Genomic DNA, 15,978 nt, shown 5'->3' with positions numbered 1-15,978 from the left:
CAAGAAGAGAAGTGTTGATTTTAAGAAACTTGACAATGCGCGTGGAGCATAACGATTATAGTGTTGGACTGTCTGGCAGCTAAAAACATAGCTTCCTCAAAGAAGCGAGTATATTGACAAGTAATGACGTATAAAAATGGAAGTAAATATTGTTACGTAATAGTGAAATATGACGATTAATGTTAAAATATAGAACATCCATTAATTGGAAAGGTAATTTAATACGGCCTGACATTGATCAAGGCGAAATAAAAAATATTTTTTCGGCTAACGATTTTCCGATAGAGCGGCAAAATTAGACATTCGTAATAAAGATGCTTTCATCAATGATCGAATTATCGATTCATTTGCGGTAGATAAGCACGAATAAGTATTGAATTATTGTTTATGAAAAGAATATCAGGATTTTAGATCGACAATAAGATTTTTATTCAGAATAGAATATTCAATCTATACTTGATGTCGCTATTACACGAGAGAAATAACTCATAAAGCAGGAAAAGTGCAGCTCATTTGAGCTGCACTTTAATTTGATAGGAGAATTAGTCAACTTTTACAGTTTTGACCCAACCATAAGGATCTTTGGCTTCACCCTTTTGAATATGGATGAGTTGATCGCGAAGATGCTGGGTAATCTCCCCACCATTACCATTTCCGATAACTGTTTCACCACCCTTATATTTGAACACACCAATTGGTGTGATAACCGCGGCAGTGCCGCAGGCAAATACTTCTTTGAGGTGTCCACTTTTTGCGTCTTTTTTCAGCTCGTCAAAAGAATAGCTGCGTTCTTCAACTTTCATGCCATTGTCTTTTGCAAGTTGCAGAATAGACATTCTGGTAACGCCATGAAGGATTGTTCCGTCAAGCTTCGGAGTGATCAGGCGATTATCATCCATAACAAAGCAAACATTCATGCCGCCAAGTTCTTCAATCCATTTACGTTCAACAACGTCAAGGAAAAGAACCTGATCGCAGCCGTTTTTCTCGGCGTTGATTTGTGCCAACAAGCTTGAAGCATAGTTACCACCGCATTTGGCTTCACCGGTACCTCCGGGACCAGCACGGCTGAATTCTGTATCGAGCCAAACGCTAACCGGCTTGGTTGATCCACTCTTGAAATAGGAACCAACCGGTGAGGCGATAACGCTAAAGATATACTCTTTCGCCGGATGGACGCCTAAAAATGCCTCGTTGGCAAACATGAATGGACGCAAATACAAACTGGAATCTGGAGCTTCCGGAATCCAATTACGGTCAATTTTTACAAGTTCGTTGATCGCTGCAAGAAATACATCCTTACCGATTGGCGGCATTGCAAGACGTATTGCCGAATTGTGGAATCTTTCCGCGTTTGCTTCAGGACGGAAAAGAAGAATACGGCCATCATGCGCACGATAGGCCTTCAGCCCCTCGAAGATTTCTTGACCGTAATGAAGAATAGCACTTGCTGGATCAATCTGAAAAGGTTTGCGCGCAGTTATAACCGCATCATGCCAACCTTTACCAGCAGTCCACTGCACCACTGCCATGTGGTCGCTGAACACGCGACCAAATCCAGGATTCTTCAATAGTTCCGTGCGCTTCTCGGCGCTAACGGGATTTGTGTTTTTTTCTATCTTAAATGGAAGAACAGTACTGGAACCTGTCATGACAATAACCTTTTGAAATGTATCTTCATCTTATTACTCATTTGCCAATGATCTGCATCGGTAAAGCAATAAGGCGTGAACATTAGAGTTTGTTTGCGGTTAATGTCAATGATTTTAGAACTATGGAGAACCAGAACAACAAGATTGTGAAAATTTTTCGTTCGTTTGCGACCAATAGTTATCCACTACTAGTGACGGAACATAACAAAGTTTCAAGCATTCAGGAAAATGGGGTGAGAAAATAAAATACGGTTTTCCAGCGTGACTAAGTATTTTCTAGTAAAAAAATTAAAGAGAGAGTAGCTATTTATGCATAAGAATAGACTTATCGGAGCCTTTCGAGCCTTCATGATTCCACTTTTTAATCGTGCAATATTCGAAGCATTTGTTGTGTTTGCAGTATCGGCCTTATTTACATGGACGATACTAACAATAACGTTTATGTCAATTTGTTAACGATAACATATTCACCTGATTGAACTTCAATATCTGCGATATGTCGGCTAAAAATAGGGACCTTAAGACCATTCTTCGCACGATTTTAATTGTAAATAGCAACGAAGATAGCATTAGGTAGAAGTGCGATAGAGTAGGGAGCAAAAGAAAAATGAACACCGACACGCATTGATTACATCACGTTTGCTGTTAGCTCCATCTTGGCGCTTCGGGAACGCAAAAATTGACTGGTTTTGGCGGCGTCCAGCGATGATGACCAACTGGTTGTAAATTAATCTGGTTGCAAATTTATAGTGACAAAATTTGAAGGACTATTTATCAGAATAACAGTGAAATCGACGGAATAAACATTAAATATCGATCGCGATTGTGGCAATAAACGATTGTCAACTAATGTTCTATCAATTGCCGCCGAATAGGCGCAAAATTTGAACGAGTTGGACATTGAAATTGTTGGCTATTGCCTTAAGCCGAAGGCACAATCAACATGAGAAAATCTGAGTGATCGATGTGGAAAGCCACATATTTTATCAACCGTAGCTCATATTTTTTACAAATTGATCAGGGTTAGGGCGTTACCAAGCTCTAGAAATGTCTTATTGGTTTTCTCCTCGCCTCTGTAGCTTGCTCTTAATAGGCTGATTGGCTTTCGAAATAAGCAAATGGTTAAGTCAAAACGAGTTCCGGTTGTGCTGGACGGTCGAAGTCTTATCAGATCTGCTTAGGAAAAAGGCATATCAGGACAGATTGATAAATTTACCTAATTCCCTAAAGCCCCCAAAACCCTTCCCGAAAGTTCATTAACTACCAAAAACGGTCGGATTGAGTTCTATTTACCAACGAAACAGCTTCCATTCTGGCTCTTTATCTTTTCGCAGAGGCTGACAGCATTATCACGCGGGCCGACTTGTACCCTAACGCGATAATATGTCCCTTTACCCGGAATGGAAGCGGGTTGGATGCTTAACGGCAATGAACCGATGAGTGAACCAAACAGACTTTTTGCTTTATTCATCGACGCAGTCGCCGATTCTTGCGTCGGCTGGGAAGCTATTTGTACATAGTAACCGCCTGCTCCGACACTTGTTGTTATGGGAGCAGCCTTCGGTTCAACCTTGGTCAACGGGGTTGAGGCAGTATTAGGAAGCGCTGCCGGCTTTTGTGTTGTCTGTTCTGCCGTTTCAACAGGTTGCGCTTGTTGTTGGGGCTTAGGGGACGATACTGTATTAATACCACTCAATTTATTTTGTGAGCTGCTCAAATCTTTTGAAGTGCCATTGTCGGTGTCTTTATTCGATTGGGCGTCGTCATTGATAATTTTTGTCAGTTCAGAATCAGTTTCGGACATTTCAGGTTCGGATGATGCTTTCGCATTGGATTGCGATTGCTTTGAACCGTTTTGAACATTTGCCAGATTGTCACTTTGAGACTTTTCGGCATTATTTCCACTCGCTTCGACCTGTGAAGGGGCTGAATTGGTAGTTGGCGATATTGTTCCATCCGGATTAACGACGACGGATTGGACTTCTCTTGTCGGCACACTTTGATTTGATGCTGCAGCGATCGCATCCTCGACGTTCGACGAATCCGCGTAAGAAGCAGCGTCATTTAAAGCCGTCAGATCTTCCGGAGTTTCCGAATGATCGACGAGCTTTTCCTGATTACCTTTATCGTCAGTCTCTCCATTAGCCTGATTATACACGTCCTGATTGTTTTGGCTTTCATTATTGGTGTTCGTTTGTTCAGCCTGCACTTTATAAGGCGCATTGTCGGCATGAATGACAGTTGATGCGCCATCTCCTTGAGATGGCAGAAAATATTTCATAGCAGCATAACCGCCGCCGAGAAGGATGAATAAAGCAACGCCGCCAACAGTCAGTTTTTTCGCCAAGGATTTTGGGCGAGGTTGATTTTGCATCTCTGCAAACGGTGCATTTGTTCCAATCAGCGTCTGTTCATTTTCCGAATAAGCCGGATTGTCTTCCGCGTAAACATTGCCGCTATTTTGGAGGCCATATTGCCCCTGCGGGACGTCAGGATTTTGTTCAAATTGATTTTGCTTCTGATTATAACCGGACTGTGCATAAGCTTCAGCAAAGAAATCATCCTGCTCTTTTGGAGTGTTCGGTGTTTCCTGCTTGTTACCAACGCTGAAAACATCGGCAAACTCGTTTTCTAATGCGTCGCTCTGTGGGGCGTTTTCTTCAGCCGGATAGGGTATTTCAGGTACATCTACCGGTTCTGTTTGCTCAACGATTTCGTCGGCAAATTTATATGTATCGACATCCGGCGGAAGGTTGGCGTTATTTTCGTCAAGATTCTTTGCCGTCTGTTGCGTATTGGCAGGATAATTTTCTGCGGCAGTTTGCTCTTCATGAGCGAAAGCAACATGCTCTTCAGGATTGTAATTCTGTTCGACAGGTTGGGCAGGATAATCACCATGATTTTGTGGTGATTGATCTGCATTTTGATTTCCGGAACGTGGTGCATATTGCTGCTGTGGTTCCGAATGCTCTCTAAATTCCGGCTCTGGTTCCGGCGGTATTGGAGGTAGAGGTGGTTGTTCGTTCACAGTTTCAGCTGCTTCCGGATAAGATTGGTCGGAGTCAGCTGATGTATCCTGAAATTGGTTTTGTTCTACTGGAGGATTGACGATAATATTTTCGTCAGTTGAAAGGTCTTCCAGACCGAATGGATCGCTACTTTGTGCGACCGGTTGTTGTGTCGTGTTTGAACCCGAATTAGTCTGCGCTACCGGCGGATTTTGATGTTGATTGTCCGAAAAAACATCATCAAAACCGAATGGGTCATCACCATTCAAGAAATCATTTTCGGGCGAATTCTGACTATTCTGTGGTGGCGTATAGGGTAACGGAGCCGTCGTCTTTGCTGCATTTCCAGCATAATAATTTTCGGGAGAAGTACTAGACGGACTGGCTCCATTCCACTGAGCCGGTGAAAATTCCGCATTGTTTTCCACACCGGAATTTGTTTCTGTACCGTGTCTGTTGAAATTTTCGCTACCACCAGAAGGTTGGCCCAGCTGCGAGGTTGAACCACTCGAGTCATTTTGCGCCGGAGAAGCAAAATTGTAGTTATTATTTATTTGAGGTGCTTGTGGCTGGGCCCCATCATTCAATTGTTGTGGCTGGTTTGGTTCGTTAAATGCGGGCAGAGGATCGTTGACGAGCAGATTCTCGAGCTCTTTATCAAAACTCATTTCATCAAAAACAGGATCCTGACGGTTCTGCGCTTGATTCAAGGGGGGAATTCGGCCATTTTCAGACGTTGTTTGATAGGAATTCGTGTTTTGTGACGTTTCCTGTAGAGGCTGAGGAGCGAAATTCTGCGGATTATCCAGTTGCGCAATATTTTCCGGACTTACAAACGACGCGTTGTCGATGCCTCTTGTATTATTTAAATTATTTGTATTTGTCGGCGTATGTTGCGTCTGTTCCTGAGAAAAACCGAAATTTCCGGATGCAGGCGGATTTTGTGTTTGATTGTTATAATTCTGTCCGGTCGTATAAGTGGGCGCCGAAGGTTCATCGCCAATAGGCAAATCAGGTAATGTATCAAACTCGGCCCCAGAAAACCCGGCTGGCGGCTCGATCGGTGTACCGGGAGCACGCGCCTGCGGCGTAAATGACGGCGTGTCGTAAAGCTCGTTAAAAGGTAGGTCGGGCTCATGTTGCTGTTGCCCATTGCCAAGATTGTCATCTTGCGGCAAAAAATCGAGGTCAGCATTCCCGGAAGCGTTTTCGTTACCCGTCTGGCGAACATTGTCTAAAGAGCCGGTACCTTGCGGATGATCTTCAAGAAAAGGCAGATCGACATCATTTTGATTTCCAACTTGGGGGCGGGGTGTCAAATTTGCGCTTGTATCCGGTTGACGGGCGGAGCTATTGCCGTTCGCATTAAAATCCAGATTGAACAGGCGCGTAAGCTCAAGAAGTGGATCTTGATCTTTCGTGGCCGGTCTCTCGGGACGAGAAGCATTGCGATCATTATCGGTCATAGTTTTTCCCACATAGTCGGTTACGCAATCTGTTATTTATTGCATTCTGCCGGACATCAAGCGGATTCACCCTAACAATCCGAAATTCTGCTTTAATATCATATATATACTAGATAACGCCAATCAAGTCAAAGCTATGCAAGCTTATCTTTTCATCGTCGTTATCAGCGCATTTCTACCGGAGCATCGACGCCAATGATACCCAAAGCAGATGACAGAACATCGGATACGGCCTGAATCAAACCTAGTCTCGCTAAAGACAATTCTCTATCGTTAAGCTTGATAAAACGTAAATCTTCATTTTCTGTCCCTTTATTCCAGTGACCATGGAAGAAAGAGGCCAAATCATAAAGATAAAATGCCAGCCGGTGTGGCTCATAATTGAGCGTTGCTTGCTCAATAACGCGAGGATACTCGGCAAGCTTCTTTATGAGAGCAATTTCGCCCGCATCTGTCAATTTTTCCAGGTGCGAGACAAGTTCTTCTCTTGAAAAGTTGGAGAGATTGAGAAGTTCTTCTGCCTTTCTGAACGTCGAGTGACATCTCGCACAAGCATATTGAACATAAAAAACGGGGTTATCTTTTGATTGCTCTGTTACCTTTGCAAAATCAAAGTCAAGTGGCGCATCGCTTTTTCTGTAAATCATCATGAAACGGACAGGATCTCTGCCCACTTCATCGACAACGTCGCGCAGCGTAACAAAAGAGCCAGCTCTTTTTGACATGACAACTGGCTGTCCATCGCGAAGCAATTTTACCAATTGGCAAAGAAGCGCTGTCAGCTTGGCTTTACCACCCGATATAGCTTTTGCGACTGCTTGCAGACGTTTGACATAACCACCATGGTCGGCACCTAGAACATAAATCATTTCGTTGAATCTACGTTCGAACTTGTTCCGGAAATAGGCGACATCTGCTGCAAAATAGGTGTAAGAGCCGTCAGACTTAATAAGTGGCCGATCCTGATCATCACCAACATCCGTCGAGCGGAACAATGTCTGCTCCCGGTCTTCCCAGTCTTCTGAGGCTTGCCCCTTTGGGGGTGGTAGTGTGCCTTTATACACATAGCCCTTCAAAGTAAGATCGTTGATGGTACTGCGGATTGCCTTGGCGTTATCGGCATGCAAGGTTTTTTCTGAAAAAAAGACGTCGTGATGTACGTTAAGTGCTGCAAGATCATCACGGATCATCCGCATCATCGCATCAACTGAACGTTCTTTTATAAGCGGTAACCTCTCTTCCTCGGACATTGCGAGAAGTTTGTCACCGAATTCTTTTTTTAGGGCTTCACCAACCGGTACAAGATAATCACCAGGATAAAGGCCTTCGGGAATTTTACCGATATTTTCTCCCAGTGCTTCGCGATAGCGTAGAAAAACAGATTTTGCCAATACATCAATCTGCCCGCCGGCATCATTGATATAATATTCTTTTACAACGTCATGGCCGGTGAATGACAAAAGATTGGCGAGAACATCACCGACAACCGCTCCACGACAATGACCGACATGCATCGGTCCGGTCGGATTGGCAGAAACATATTCAACATTTACTTTCTTTCCGAGTCCAAGCTCCGAACGACCGAAACTGCTACCCGATTTAATAATGGTTTTTAATACGTTTCGCCAAAATCCGTCCGTCAATCTCAAATTAATGAATCCTGGGCCAGCGACATTGACAGATTCGATATCTTTGTCTGTTTCAAGAAGAGTAGCAATCTTTTCGGCCAAGGCTCGTGGATTGCAGCCGACCGATTTGGATAAAACCATTGCAGCATTTGTTGCAAGATCGCCATGTGAAGGGTCGCGCGGAGCTTCAATACTCATTCGGCTCAAATCAAGAGGCGAACCGTCTTTGGTTTTGATATCAGAATGTTGAAGCAATTCTTTAATTTTTTGCTCGAATTCATTAAATATATTCATCATGGGAATCCGTGTTGTTCTCACCTTCGTTTAGGACAAAAGAGTCGTGCGGTCAAACAATCGTCGATATTCGCGCAGCGCATAATTGTCTGTCATGCCTGAAAGGAAGTCGGAAATTATTCGTGCCCGTTTATCGGTATTCAAGTTTATTGTCGTATTATACCATTCTTCCGGCATTGCATCAGGGTGTTCATAATAAAAGTCGAACAACTCGGAAACAATTTTTTCCGCTTCGCTTCTACGATTCCAAACATATTCATGATGATACAGATTATCATACAAAAAGCGTTTAAGCCCACGTTCGGCTTTTGCCATTTTAGGAGAAAACCGGACAAGTTGGTGACCGGCATTATGAATATCGTCGATGCTGACAGGCGAAAGCTCGTCGATGAGTTCAAGTGAATGGTTGATGACATCTTCAACCATCAGGGTTATTTGCCGACGGACAAGCTCGTAGCCTCTACGTGTTCTATCAAGATCGGGATAATCTCGTTTGATGCTGCCAAGAATATTGGATGTCAATTCAACATTTTCAAACTGCGTCAAAGAAAGAAGGCCGGATCGTAAACCGTCGTCGATGTCATGAGCGTTATATGCAATATCATCTGCTATTGCTGCGCATTGCGCTTCAAGACTGGCAAACCTATCAAGTTCAAGGTTCTGAAGTTTATTATATTCAATGAGAGTAACCGGTATCATCGGGCTTTTGGCAGCAGGACCTGTAAGCGGGCCATTGTGTTTTGCAAGCCCCTCCAGAGTTTCCCATGTGAGGTTCAGTCCGTCAAAACGCGGATAGCGATGTTCAAGTGATGTGACAATGCGCAGGCCTTGGGCATTGTGGTCAAAACCGCCAAAAGGCTTCATTTTTTCGTTTAATGCGTCTTCACCGGCATGCCCGAATGGCGTGTGTCCGAAGTCGTGAACAAGCGCAATCGCTTCGGCAAGGTCTTCGTCGAGACGCAATGCCCGCGCGAGCGCCCGAGCGATTTGTGACACTTCAAGACTATGTGTGAGACGCGTGCGATATAGATCACCTTCGTCAGCAATGAAAACTTGCGTTTTATGATTGAGCCGCCGGAACGCGTTCGAATGGATGATACGGTCGCGATCACGTTGGAATGCGGTACGTGTCGGACTGGACGGTTCGTCAACAAGCCGTCCACGACTTTTTGAGGGATCACTCGCATAGGGTGCACGCGGGCGATAACCGAAGCCTATCTCATTTATATCCATTGCAAGTTTTCCAATCGAGACCTAGATTCATAAACGGGTATCTTTTATCCGATATTCGGTGTTACGAAAACAGTCTGATGCAAGGAAGTGTTGATTATGGGTATTGAAGTTACCGATTCGGCGGTTAAACGTATAGCGCGGATTTTGGCTGGTGAACCGGACAAAACCGCGTTGCGCATTTCTGTCGAAGGAGGTGGGTGTTCCGGCTTTTCCTACAAATATGATCTTGTCAGCGAACCTCCCGCAGATGACGATCTGGTAATCACAAAAGACGGAGCAACAATATTGATAGATTCGGTATCTCTACCCTTTATGGATGGATCGGAAATAGATTTCGTCGACGACCTTATGGGGCAGGCATTCAAAATCAACAATCCCAATGCTGTTTCGTCCTGCGGCTGTGGTGCAAGTTTTTCAATTTAGTCGCATTTTTTGAAAATTAAGCGGTTGTCACCGATTTTTGATTTAACTCCGTTAACGCCAACATTTTATAACGCTGACAGAAAAACAGATGACACTTGAATCTCGCCTCAAATGCACTGCAAGGATAGTCGTTCCGGCAAGTTTTTTTGCTTTATGGGGCGTCTTAAGTGTTTTTAATGCAAATGCCGAAGACAAAAAACCGGAATTGAATTTTGCAGCGCCGCAACAGACTGATCAGGATAATAAGCCAAAACAGGGCAGCGACCCTAAAGGTGCAAATACGTCGACAACTGTGCATAGTCCGGCAACGAATAAGACGCCGAACATTTCAACTGACCCGGTGAAAGCACAACAACCGGTTAACACACAGCAAAAGGCCGAGCTTACTCTCAACGCCCGTTTGACCGATAAAGGTTCCGATATCTCGCGTGGATTGATCTGGCGTATTTATGAGCCGATCTACGGGGTTGATAACAAATTGCCACTTGTTACTTCCGCTGAAGGGGGCAGCGCCCATTTCGTCCTCGATCCGGGGAGTTATATCGTCCATTTATCATTCGGCCATGCTAGTGTAATGCGTCGGATAACTGTTCGTGCCGAGCAAAAATTATCGGAAACACTGGTTTTGGATGCAGGTGGTCTAAAACTTAATGCGACAATGCCGGAAGGTAAAATTAACCCGCAATATTTACGCTTCTCGATATATTCGGATGATAGTGAAAATGACGATACCGCGTTGATTTTGTCAGACGTAAAAGCAGGCGAAGTCATACGATTGAAAACCGGTACCTATCATATCGTCTCGAATTATGGATCTGCCAACGCCATTTCGCGCTCTGATATCAGAGTTGATGCCGGGAAAATTACTGAAGCCACAATGCAGCATCATGCTGCGCTTATCACTTTGAAACTTGTTCGCCAGCAAGGGGGCGAAGCACTGGCAGACACAAGTTGGTCAATAACAAATGATTCCGGCGATATTATTCGTGAAACTGTCGGCGCTTATGCCACTCTTGTCCTTGCCGAGGGTGATTATATTGCAATCGCGAAGAACAAAGATCAAATTTATCAGAAAGAATTTTCTGTAACTTCCGGACGCGATGAAGATGTCGATGTCGTTACAACCGCACAACCTGCTCCACCGGTTGACGATTCAATGGATTGAAAGCTCTTTTATTGACGGACGTAAAGCCCCGGACAGCATCACAATGGGGGGAGGTTAGAATCAGCAATCAAGTTGCTGTTAATAGATGTCATGGCTTCATGTTGAAGCCCTAAACAATGCGATTGCCGACTGACACTCAAGGAAAGCTCTAGGCAAGCTGCGCAAAGTGCATAGAACTTACATAGCGTTTACTGAAAAAGGTCGGTTTTTTGTCCTCTACTTCTGTCCAAAAACGCGACTTTAAAAAATCTGGCAGACAAATGATTCATCTGCCAGAGACTCAAAATCAATCAATCCTCTTCGTTAGAGCGGCGAAGGTCGGGTGGCGTTGCTTCGTCTTTCAGGGCAGCAATGACTTTTTCAAGCGGTAAAGACACCTGTTCCTGACTACCCAGGCGTCGCATATTTACCGAGCCACCATCAGCCTCTCTTTTGCCGCAGACCAGAATAACCGGTACTTTTTGTAGCGAATGTTCGCGTACCTTATAGTTGATCTTCTCGTTTCTGAGGTCAGTTGTAGCAATTAGACCGGCAGCTTTGAGTTTTTTGACGACTTTTTTGGCATAATCGTCAGCTTCCGATGTAATCGTTGCAACGACAACTTGAAGAGGTGAGAACCATAAGGGTAAATGTCCTGCATAGTTTTCCAGAAGAATTCCGAGAAAGCGCTCCATCGAGCCACAAATTGCACGGTGGATCATGACAGGTTGACGTTTTTCGGAATCTTTATCGATATAGAAAGCGCCGAACCGTTCCGGCAAATTGAAGTCGACCTGCGTAGTTCCGCATTGCCATTCACGACCGATCGCATCTCTTAGCGTATATTCGAATTTAGGACCATAAAATGCACCTTCACCCGGAAGAATGCCGGTCTTGATACGTCCATTCGATTTTTCTTCAATTGTTTTCAGAACGTCCGACATGACGCTTTCTGCATGATCCCACAATTCGTCGGATCCCACGCGTTTTTCCGGACGCGTTGATAATTTTACGGTAATTTCATTAAAACCAAAATCAGCATAGGTGCTTAAAATCAGATCGTTAATTTTGAGGCATTCGTCTGCAAGCTGTTCGTCAGTGCAGAAAATGTGTGCGTCGTCCTGTGTGAAACCGCGAACACGCATCAAGCCGTGCAGAGAACCTGATGGTTCATAACGGTGGACTACACCGAATTCGGCAAGTCTGATAGGCAATTCGCGGTAAGATTTCAACCCATGTTTGAAAATTTGCACATGACCAGGGCAATTCATCGGCTTCAAAGCGTAAACGCGATCGTCATCGGCGTCGTCACCGGCTGGCGTTACCTTGAACATGTTTTCTTTATACCATTCCCAGTGCCCCGATATTTCCCACAAGGATTTATCGAGAACTTGCGGCGCATTGACTTCGGCGTATCCCTGATCATCAAGGCGACGGCGCATGTAGCTTACGAGATTCTGGAACATTTTCCAACCTTTTGCATGCCAGAAAACGACGCCCGGACCTTCTTCCTGAAAATGGAACAGATCCATTTCACGCCCTAAACGGCGATGATCGCGCTTTTCGGCTTCTTCAAGCATATTTAGATAGGCAGCAAGGTCCTTTTCATTAGCAAAGGCGGTACCGTAAATGCGGGTCAACATCGGATTATTCGAATCGCCTCGCCAATAGGCACCGGCGACTTTCATCAATTTAAAGGCATTTCCGATCTGCCCTGTTGATTGCATATGAGGACCGCGACAAAGGTCAAACCAGTCTCCCTGGTGATAGATTTTTACATCCTCGTTTTCCGGAATTGCATCTACCAGCTCAACCTTGTAGAGCTCGCCTTTATCCGCAAAAATCTTTTTGGCTTTTTCACGCGGCAATACTTCTTTTGTAAATTTCGCATTGCGCCGGATAATTTCATGCATTTTCTTTTCAATTACCGGCAGGTCTTCAGGCGTAAAAGGCTGATTACGAGCAAAATCATAATAAAAGCCGTTTTCAATAACCGGGCCAATAGTGACTTGTGTACCCGGAAAGAGTTCTTGCACAGCTTCGGCAAGAACGTGCGCACAATCATGACGGATGAGTGCAAGTGCACGGGGATCATCGCGGGTAACAATCTCGATCGAACCAGATTGCCCCAAAGGGTCGGACATATCACGCAAGACGCCGTCAAAACTGTAGGCAACAGCATTTTTTGCCAAAGATTTGGAAATCGACTGAGCAAGTTCCAGTCCGGTCATATCTGCCGGATAATCGCGTTTTGAACCGTCGGGAAATGAAATAGAAACCGTGGAAGACATAAAATTACTCCTAATCCAGTCCCGCCAACGAATGCGGGTGGGGGTGTCGATTGCTTCATTTACTGAAAACGAAGCGGTTTAATGAAAAGTCCTTTTAATTTTTCTTTTGATAAAAAGAAAGCCTTAATTACTGCTTCTTTGTGGCTATTTTCCAATAACGCCAAGGCATATACCAGTGATAAGTTGCGCCAAGCCGTGTTGGCACAGGATCGAAACCATGTGTTCCGAACGGGCCGCAGCGCATAATGCGGAATAATCCCATCCATGAACCGGCCCAAAGCCCATATCTTGCAATTGCTTCATAAGTATATTCGGAACATGTGGGTAAATGGCGACATTGGTTGCCGATGAAGCCCGAAAGTGTGAGTTGATAAAGACGGATAAGAGACGTTCCGATAAGTCGCCCCGGAGTTTTTCGCCAAGGACCGTGATAGTTCCGGCTTACCGGTGTTGCCTTCTTTTCAGCCATTTTGTCGGGATTCAATCTGATCGATACAATCGACCACTGCGTCAAAAGTAAGCATAGTCGAGGGCTGACGGGCTTTATAATTCTTTATCGGTTCAAGGCAAGCAAAGTCCGCAAATTTTCCTGTTGGAACCGGCCCATCTTCTGTCAGCATCCGGTAGATGGTATCTCGCAAAGAGCGTAGTTCGTTGGCGCTTAGGCCGATCACGTGACTTGCCATGAGCGAAGATGAAGCTTGCCCTAATGCACATGCACGCACAACATGGGCAAACTCTGTTACGACACCATTTTTCATTTTTAGATCAACGGTCACAGTCGAGCCGCAGATTCTTGAATGTTTTTGGGCTGTAGCGTCGGGCTTATCTAAACGGCCTATTTTATCTATATGCGCCGCGTATCCCAGAATTTTATCGTTATAAATTTCGTCAATCATATTTTGTTGCTCGAAAAACAACCTGTTTTTTGTGATCTCACTTTGATTCTCGATATATGTGTTTATATAGGAGTAGTCGTTATAACTACCAAGTTTCTTTGGTAGTCAATTGGAGTCGATTTATGCAATCTGTTCGAAAAAGTGCACCCCTTTCGGTTAATCAGGCGATGAACCAACGTCCTAGCCGGGAAGAAGCAGAAGCTGCAGTACGCACTTTGTTACTGTGGGTAGGGGAAAATCCCGAGAGAGAGGGACTTGTCAATACTCCAAAGCGGGTTATCAAGGCCTATGAAGAAATGTTTGCCGGTTATAACCAATCGCCGGAAGAAATTTTGGGGACGGTGTTTGACGAAGTATCAGGCTATAATGATCCTGTCCTGATTAAAGATATTCCATTCTACTCCCATTGCGAGCACCATATGGTGCCGATCATCGGAAAAGCCCACGTCGCCTATTTGCCTGATGGTAAAGTCGTCGGTCTATCCAAGATACCGCGTGTGGTCGATGTATATGCCAAACGTTTGCAAACGCAAGAAAGCATAACTGCGCAGGTTGCAGATGCCCTTTACAAATATTTGAAGCCGCGCGGGGTGGCTGTACTTATCGAAGCCGAACACATGTGCATGGCAATGCGCGGCGTAAAAAAACAGGGCTCGACGACAATTACAGCAACATATCGAGGCTATTACAAAGACAATGTAGAGGCGCAGGTGAATTTTGTTAAAATGATACGCGGTTTCTGATGGTGACGAGGATAAAAATTGTCTGAACAAAAATGTAATCGGGAAGAGGGGACACAGTTTTCCCCCAAATTCGATGAAAAGGGTCTCATCACCGCAGTGGTTACCGACGCAACTGATGGTAATCTTCTGATGGTTGCATTTATGAATGAAGAGGCATTGGCGCTTAGTCTTGAGACGGGGATTGCCCATTATTGGTCGCGATCTCGCCAAAAAATATGGAAAAAAGGTGAAAGCTCGGGAAATCTTCAGCAAATTGAAGAGATTCGGGTTGATTGCGATCAGGATGCACTCTGGCTCAAAGTCCATGTGCAAGGTGCCGGTGCAACCTGCCACACAGGTCATAAAAGTTGCTTTTATCGGCATTTGAAAATGAATAATGGCGTTGCCACGCTCGAAGAAGATGATAAGAATCTCATGTTCGATCCTGATGAGGTTTATAAAACCTGAAATTCGTAGGACGATCATGGTCAAAACCGATTTTTACGGGAATGTTCGAATAAATATTCCCCTTTTTTCAAAAAAGGTCTTGTTTTGCTTCTGTCGATTTGTTAAATGCCGCCAGCTGATAAATTATCGGCTCCTACCACGTGCGGTCGTGGCGGAATTGGTAGACGCGCAGCGTTGAGGTCGCTGTGGGGAAACCCGTGGAAGTTCGAGTCTTCTCGACCGCACCATTTTATTTTGGGGCGAGTGGCGAAAATTTTTGGGATCGGGGTTGAAAAACTTTCAACCTCTAAAGCGCTATTTACCCGACTGAAATTTGTTCCCGAAAGTATGAAAATCACGATTCCGTCGCTTGATTAATTTTCAATCTTTTGAATGTAACCCAATTTTATTGTGTGGAAGAAAATCTTCTTTTTATTAATTTAAAACAGCGTCCGAGCTTTTACAGCTCAGAAAATCGGCATTAAAATTTCAACTTAATAAAATTGCCAACCACATTTTTGTTTTCAGCCAATTACTTTTTACTTCACGTATCGTTTCAGTAAATGTTTAATTTTTCAATAGAAATTAATTCTTATATTTTCTTTATTCGCAAATGAATTTGAAAAATATGTCATAACGACAGACATATTATCGCACGTATCATCGCTATATTTTTTGAACTTGGCGTTCACATTGTTATTTCCAACTACTTGTTTAATAAAAGGCAACTTTGCAAACACAATGATGAATGATAATGTGAAGCGCCGAACT

At 44.2% G+C, this 15,978-nt stretch carries 11 protein-coding genes and 1 tRNA gene; 5 read left to right on the top strand and 7 right to left on the bottom strand.

Annotated elements, in window-relative coordinates:
* Window positions 1–542: 542 nt before the first annotated feature.
* From H3V14_RS09300 to H3V14_RS09285, 4 genes are all read right to left on the bottom strand, one after another.
* The gene (locus tag H3V14_RS09300) at window positions 543–1,652 is read right to left on the bottom strand and encodes a branched-chain amino acid aminotransferase (RefSeq protein WP_198212645.1); all 1,110 of its coding nucleotides are present in this window, start codon (window positions 1,650–1,652) and stop codon (window positions 543–545) included.
* 1,285 nt (window positions 1,653–2,937) lie between these two features.
* Window positions 2,938–6,126 carry an SPOR domain-containing protein gene (locus H3V14_RS09295; RefSeq protein ID WP_198228155.1) on the bottom strand — a complete coding sequence of 1,063 codons (3,189 nt, stop codon included), beginning with the start codon at window positions 6,124–6,126 and terminating at the stop codon, window positions 2,938–2,940.
* 164 nt (window positions 6,127–6,290) lie between these two features.
* Window positions 6,291–8,048, bottom strand: a complete 1,758-nt coding sequence (gene argS / locus H3V14_RS09290) for an arginine--tRNA ligase (protein ID WP_198228369.1) — start codon at window positions 8,046–8,048, stop codon at window positions 6,291–6,293.
* A 30-nt stretch (window positions 8,049–8,078) separates the two neighbouring features.
* A complete protein-coding gene (locus H3V14_RS09285; protein WP_198228153.1) occupies window positions 8,079–9,281 on the bottom strand; it encodes a deoxyguanosinetriphosphate triphosphohydrolase in 1,203 nt (400 codons plus the stop codon).
* Window positions 9,282–9,374: 93 nt separating this feature from the next.
* Between H3V14_RS09285 and H3V14_RS09280 the strand changes: the two genes are divergently transcribed.
* Both H3V14_RS09280 and H3V14_RS09275 read left to right on the top strand, forming a co-directional pair.
* The gene (locus tag H3V14_RS09280; protein WP_179057539.1) at window positions 9,375–9,704 is read left to right on the top strand and encodes an iron-sulfur cluster assembly accessory protein; all 330 of its coding nucleotides are present in this window, start codon (window positions 9,375–9,377) and stop codon (window positions 9,702–9,704) included.
* An 88-nt stretch (window positions 9,705–9,792) separates the two neighbouring features.
* Entirely contained in the window at window positions 9,793–10,869 is a 1,077-nt protein-coding gene (locus H3V14_RS09275) for a hypothetical protein (protein WP_246785132.1), read from the top strand.
* A gap of 290 nt (window positions 10,870–11,159) precedes the next feature.
* Here the strand turns inward: H3V14_RS09275 and thrS are convergent, their stop codons facing one another.
* The 3 genes from thrS to H3V14_RS09260 all read right to left on the bottom strand — a co-directional run bounded on the left by thrS (window position 11,160) and on the right by H3V14_RS09260 (window position 14,038).
* Window positions 11,160–13,139, bottom strand: a complete 1,980-nt coding sequence (gene thrS, locus H3V14_RS09270; protein WP_198228151.1) for a threonine--tRNA ligase — start codon at window positions 13,137–13,139, stop codon at window positions 11,160–11,162.
* Between the two features lie 127 nt (window positions 13,140–13,266).
* Window positions 13,267–13,608 (bottom strand): membrane protein insertion efficiency factor YidD, encoded by a 342-nt coding sequence (gene yidD, locus H3V14_RS09265; protein WP_198228149.1) that lies wholly within the window; start codon window positions 13,606–13,608, stop codon window positions 13,267–13,269.
* On the bottom strand, window positions 13,601–14,038 hold the full coding sequence (locus H3V14_RS09260) for an iron-sulfur cluster assembly scaffold protein (protein WP_198228147.1): 438 nt from the start codon (window positions 14,036–14,038) through the stop codon (window positions 13,601–13,603). The genes yidD and H3V14_RS09260 overlap by 8 nt, the downstream gene beginning before the upstream one ends.
* 167 nt (window positions 14,039–14,205) lie before the next feature.
* Between H3V14_RS09260 and folE the strand changes: the two genes are divergently transcribed.
* From folE to H3V14_RS09245, 3 genes are all read left to right on the top strand, one after another.
* Window positions 14,206–14,781 carry a GTP cyclohydrolase I FolE gene (folE, locus tag H3V14_RS09255; protein ID WP_371809465.1) on the top strand — a complete coding sequence of 192 codons (576 nt, stop codon included), beginning with the start codon at window positions 14,206–14,208 and terminating at the stop codon, window positions 14,779–14,781.
* A gap of 18 nt (window positions 14,782–14,799) precedes the next feature.
* Window positions 14,800–15,228, top strand: coding sequence for a phosphoribosyl-AMP cyclohydrolase (hisI, locus tag H3V14_RS09250; RefSeq protein WP_198228145.1), 429 nt, complete (start codon window positions 14,800–14,802; stop codon window positions 15,226–15,228).
* 142 nt (window positions 15,229–15,370) lie between these two features.
* A tRNA-Leu gene (locus H3V14_RS09245) sits at window positions 15,371–15,455 on the top strand.
* Window positions 15,456–15,978: the final 523 nt, after the last annotated feature.

Source organism: Bartonella sp. W8151, from assembly GCF_016100385.1.
Classification (GTDB): Bacteria; Pseudomonadota; Alphaproteobacteria; order Rhizobiales; family Rhizobiaceae; genus Bartonella; species Bartonella apis.
The sequence above is the reverse complement of the archived record's forward strand: the minus strand, read 5'-3'. Positions and strand labels throughout refer to the sequence as shown.

Excerpts from the sequence above, each read along its gene's own strand:
- H3V14_RS09275 (WP_246785132.1), top strand. The coding sequence starts at position 9,793 with ATGACACTTGAATCTCGCCTCAAATGCACTGCAAGGATAGTCGTTCCG.
- H3V14_RS09300 (WP_198212645.1), bottom strand. The coding sequence starts at position 1,652 with ATGACAGGTTCCAGTACTGTTCTTCCATTTAAGATAGAAAAAAACACA.
- thrS (WP_198228151.1), bottom strand. The coding sequence starts at position 13,139 with ATGTCTTCCACGGTTTCTATTTCATTTCCCGACGGTTCAAAACGCGAT.
- folE (WP_371809465.1), top strand. The coding sequence starts at position 14,206 with ATGAACCAACGTCCTAGCCGGGAAGAAGCAGAAGCTGCAGTACGCACT.
- argS (WP_198228369.1), bottom strand. The coding sequence starts at position 8,048 with ATGAATATATTTAATGAATTCGAGCAAAAAATTAAAGAATTGCTTCAA.
- H3V14_RS09260 (WP_198228147.1), bottom strand. The coding sequence starts at position 14,038 with ATGATTGACGAAATTTATAACGATAAAATTCTGGGATACGCGGCGCAT.
- H3V14_RS09285 (WP_198228153.1), bottom strand. The coding sequence starts at position 9,281 with ATGGATATAAATGAGATAGGCTTCGGTTATCGCCCGCGTGCACCCTAT.
- yidD (WP_198228149.1), bottom strand. The coding sequence starts at position 13,608 with ATGGCTGAAAAGAAGGCAACACCGGTAAGCCGGAACTATCACGGTCCT.
- H3V14_RS09295 (WP_198228155.1), bottom strand. The coding sequence starts at position 6,126 with ATGACCGATAATGATCGCAATGCTTCTCGTCCCGAGAGACCGGCCACG.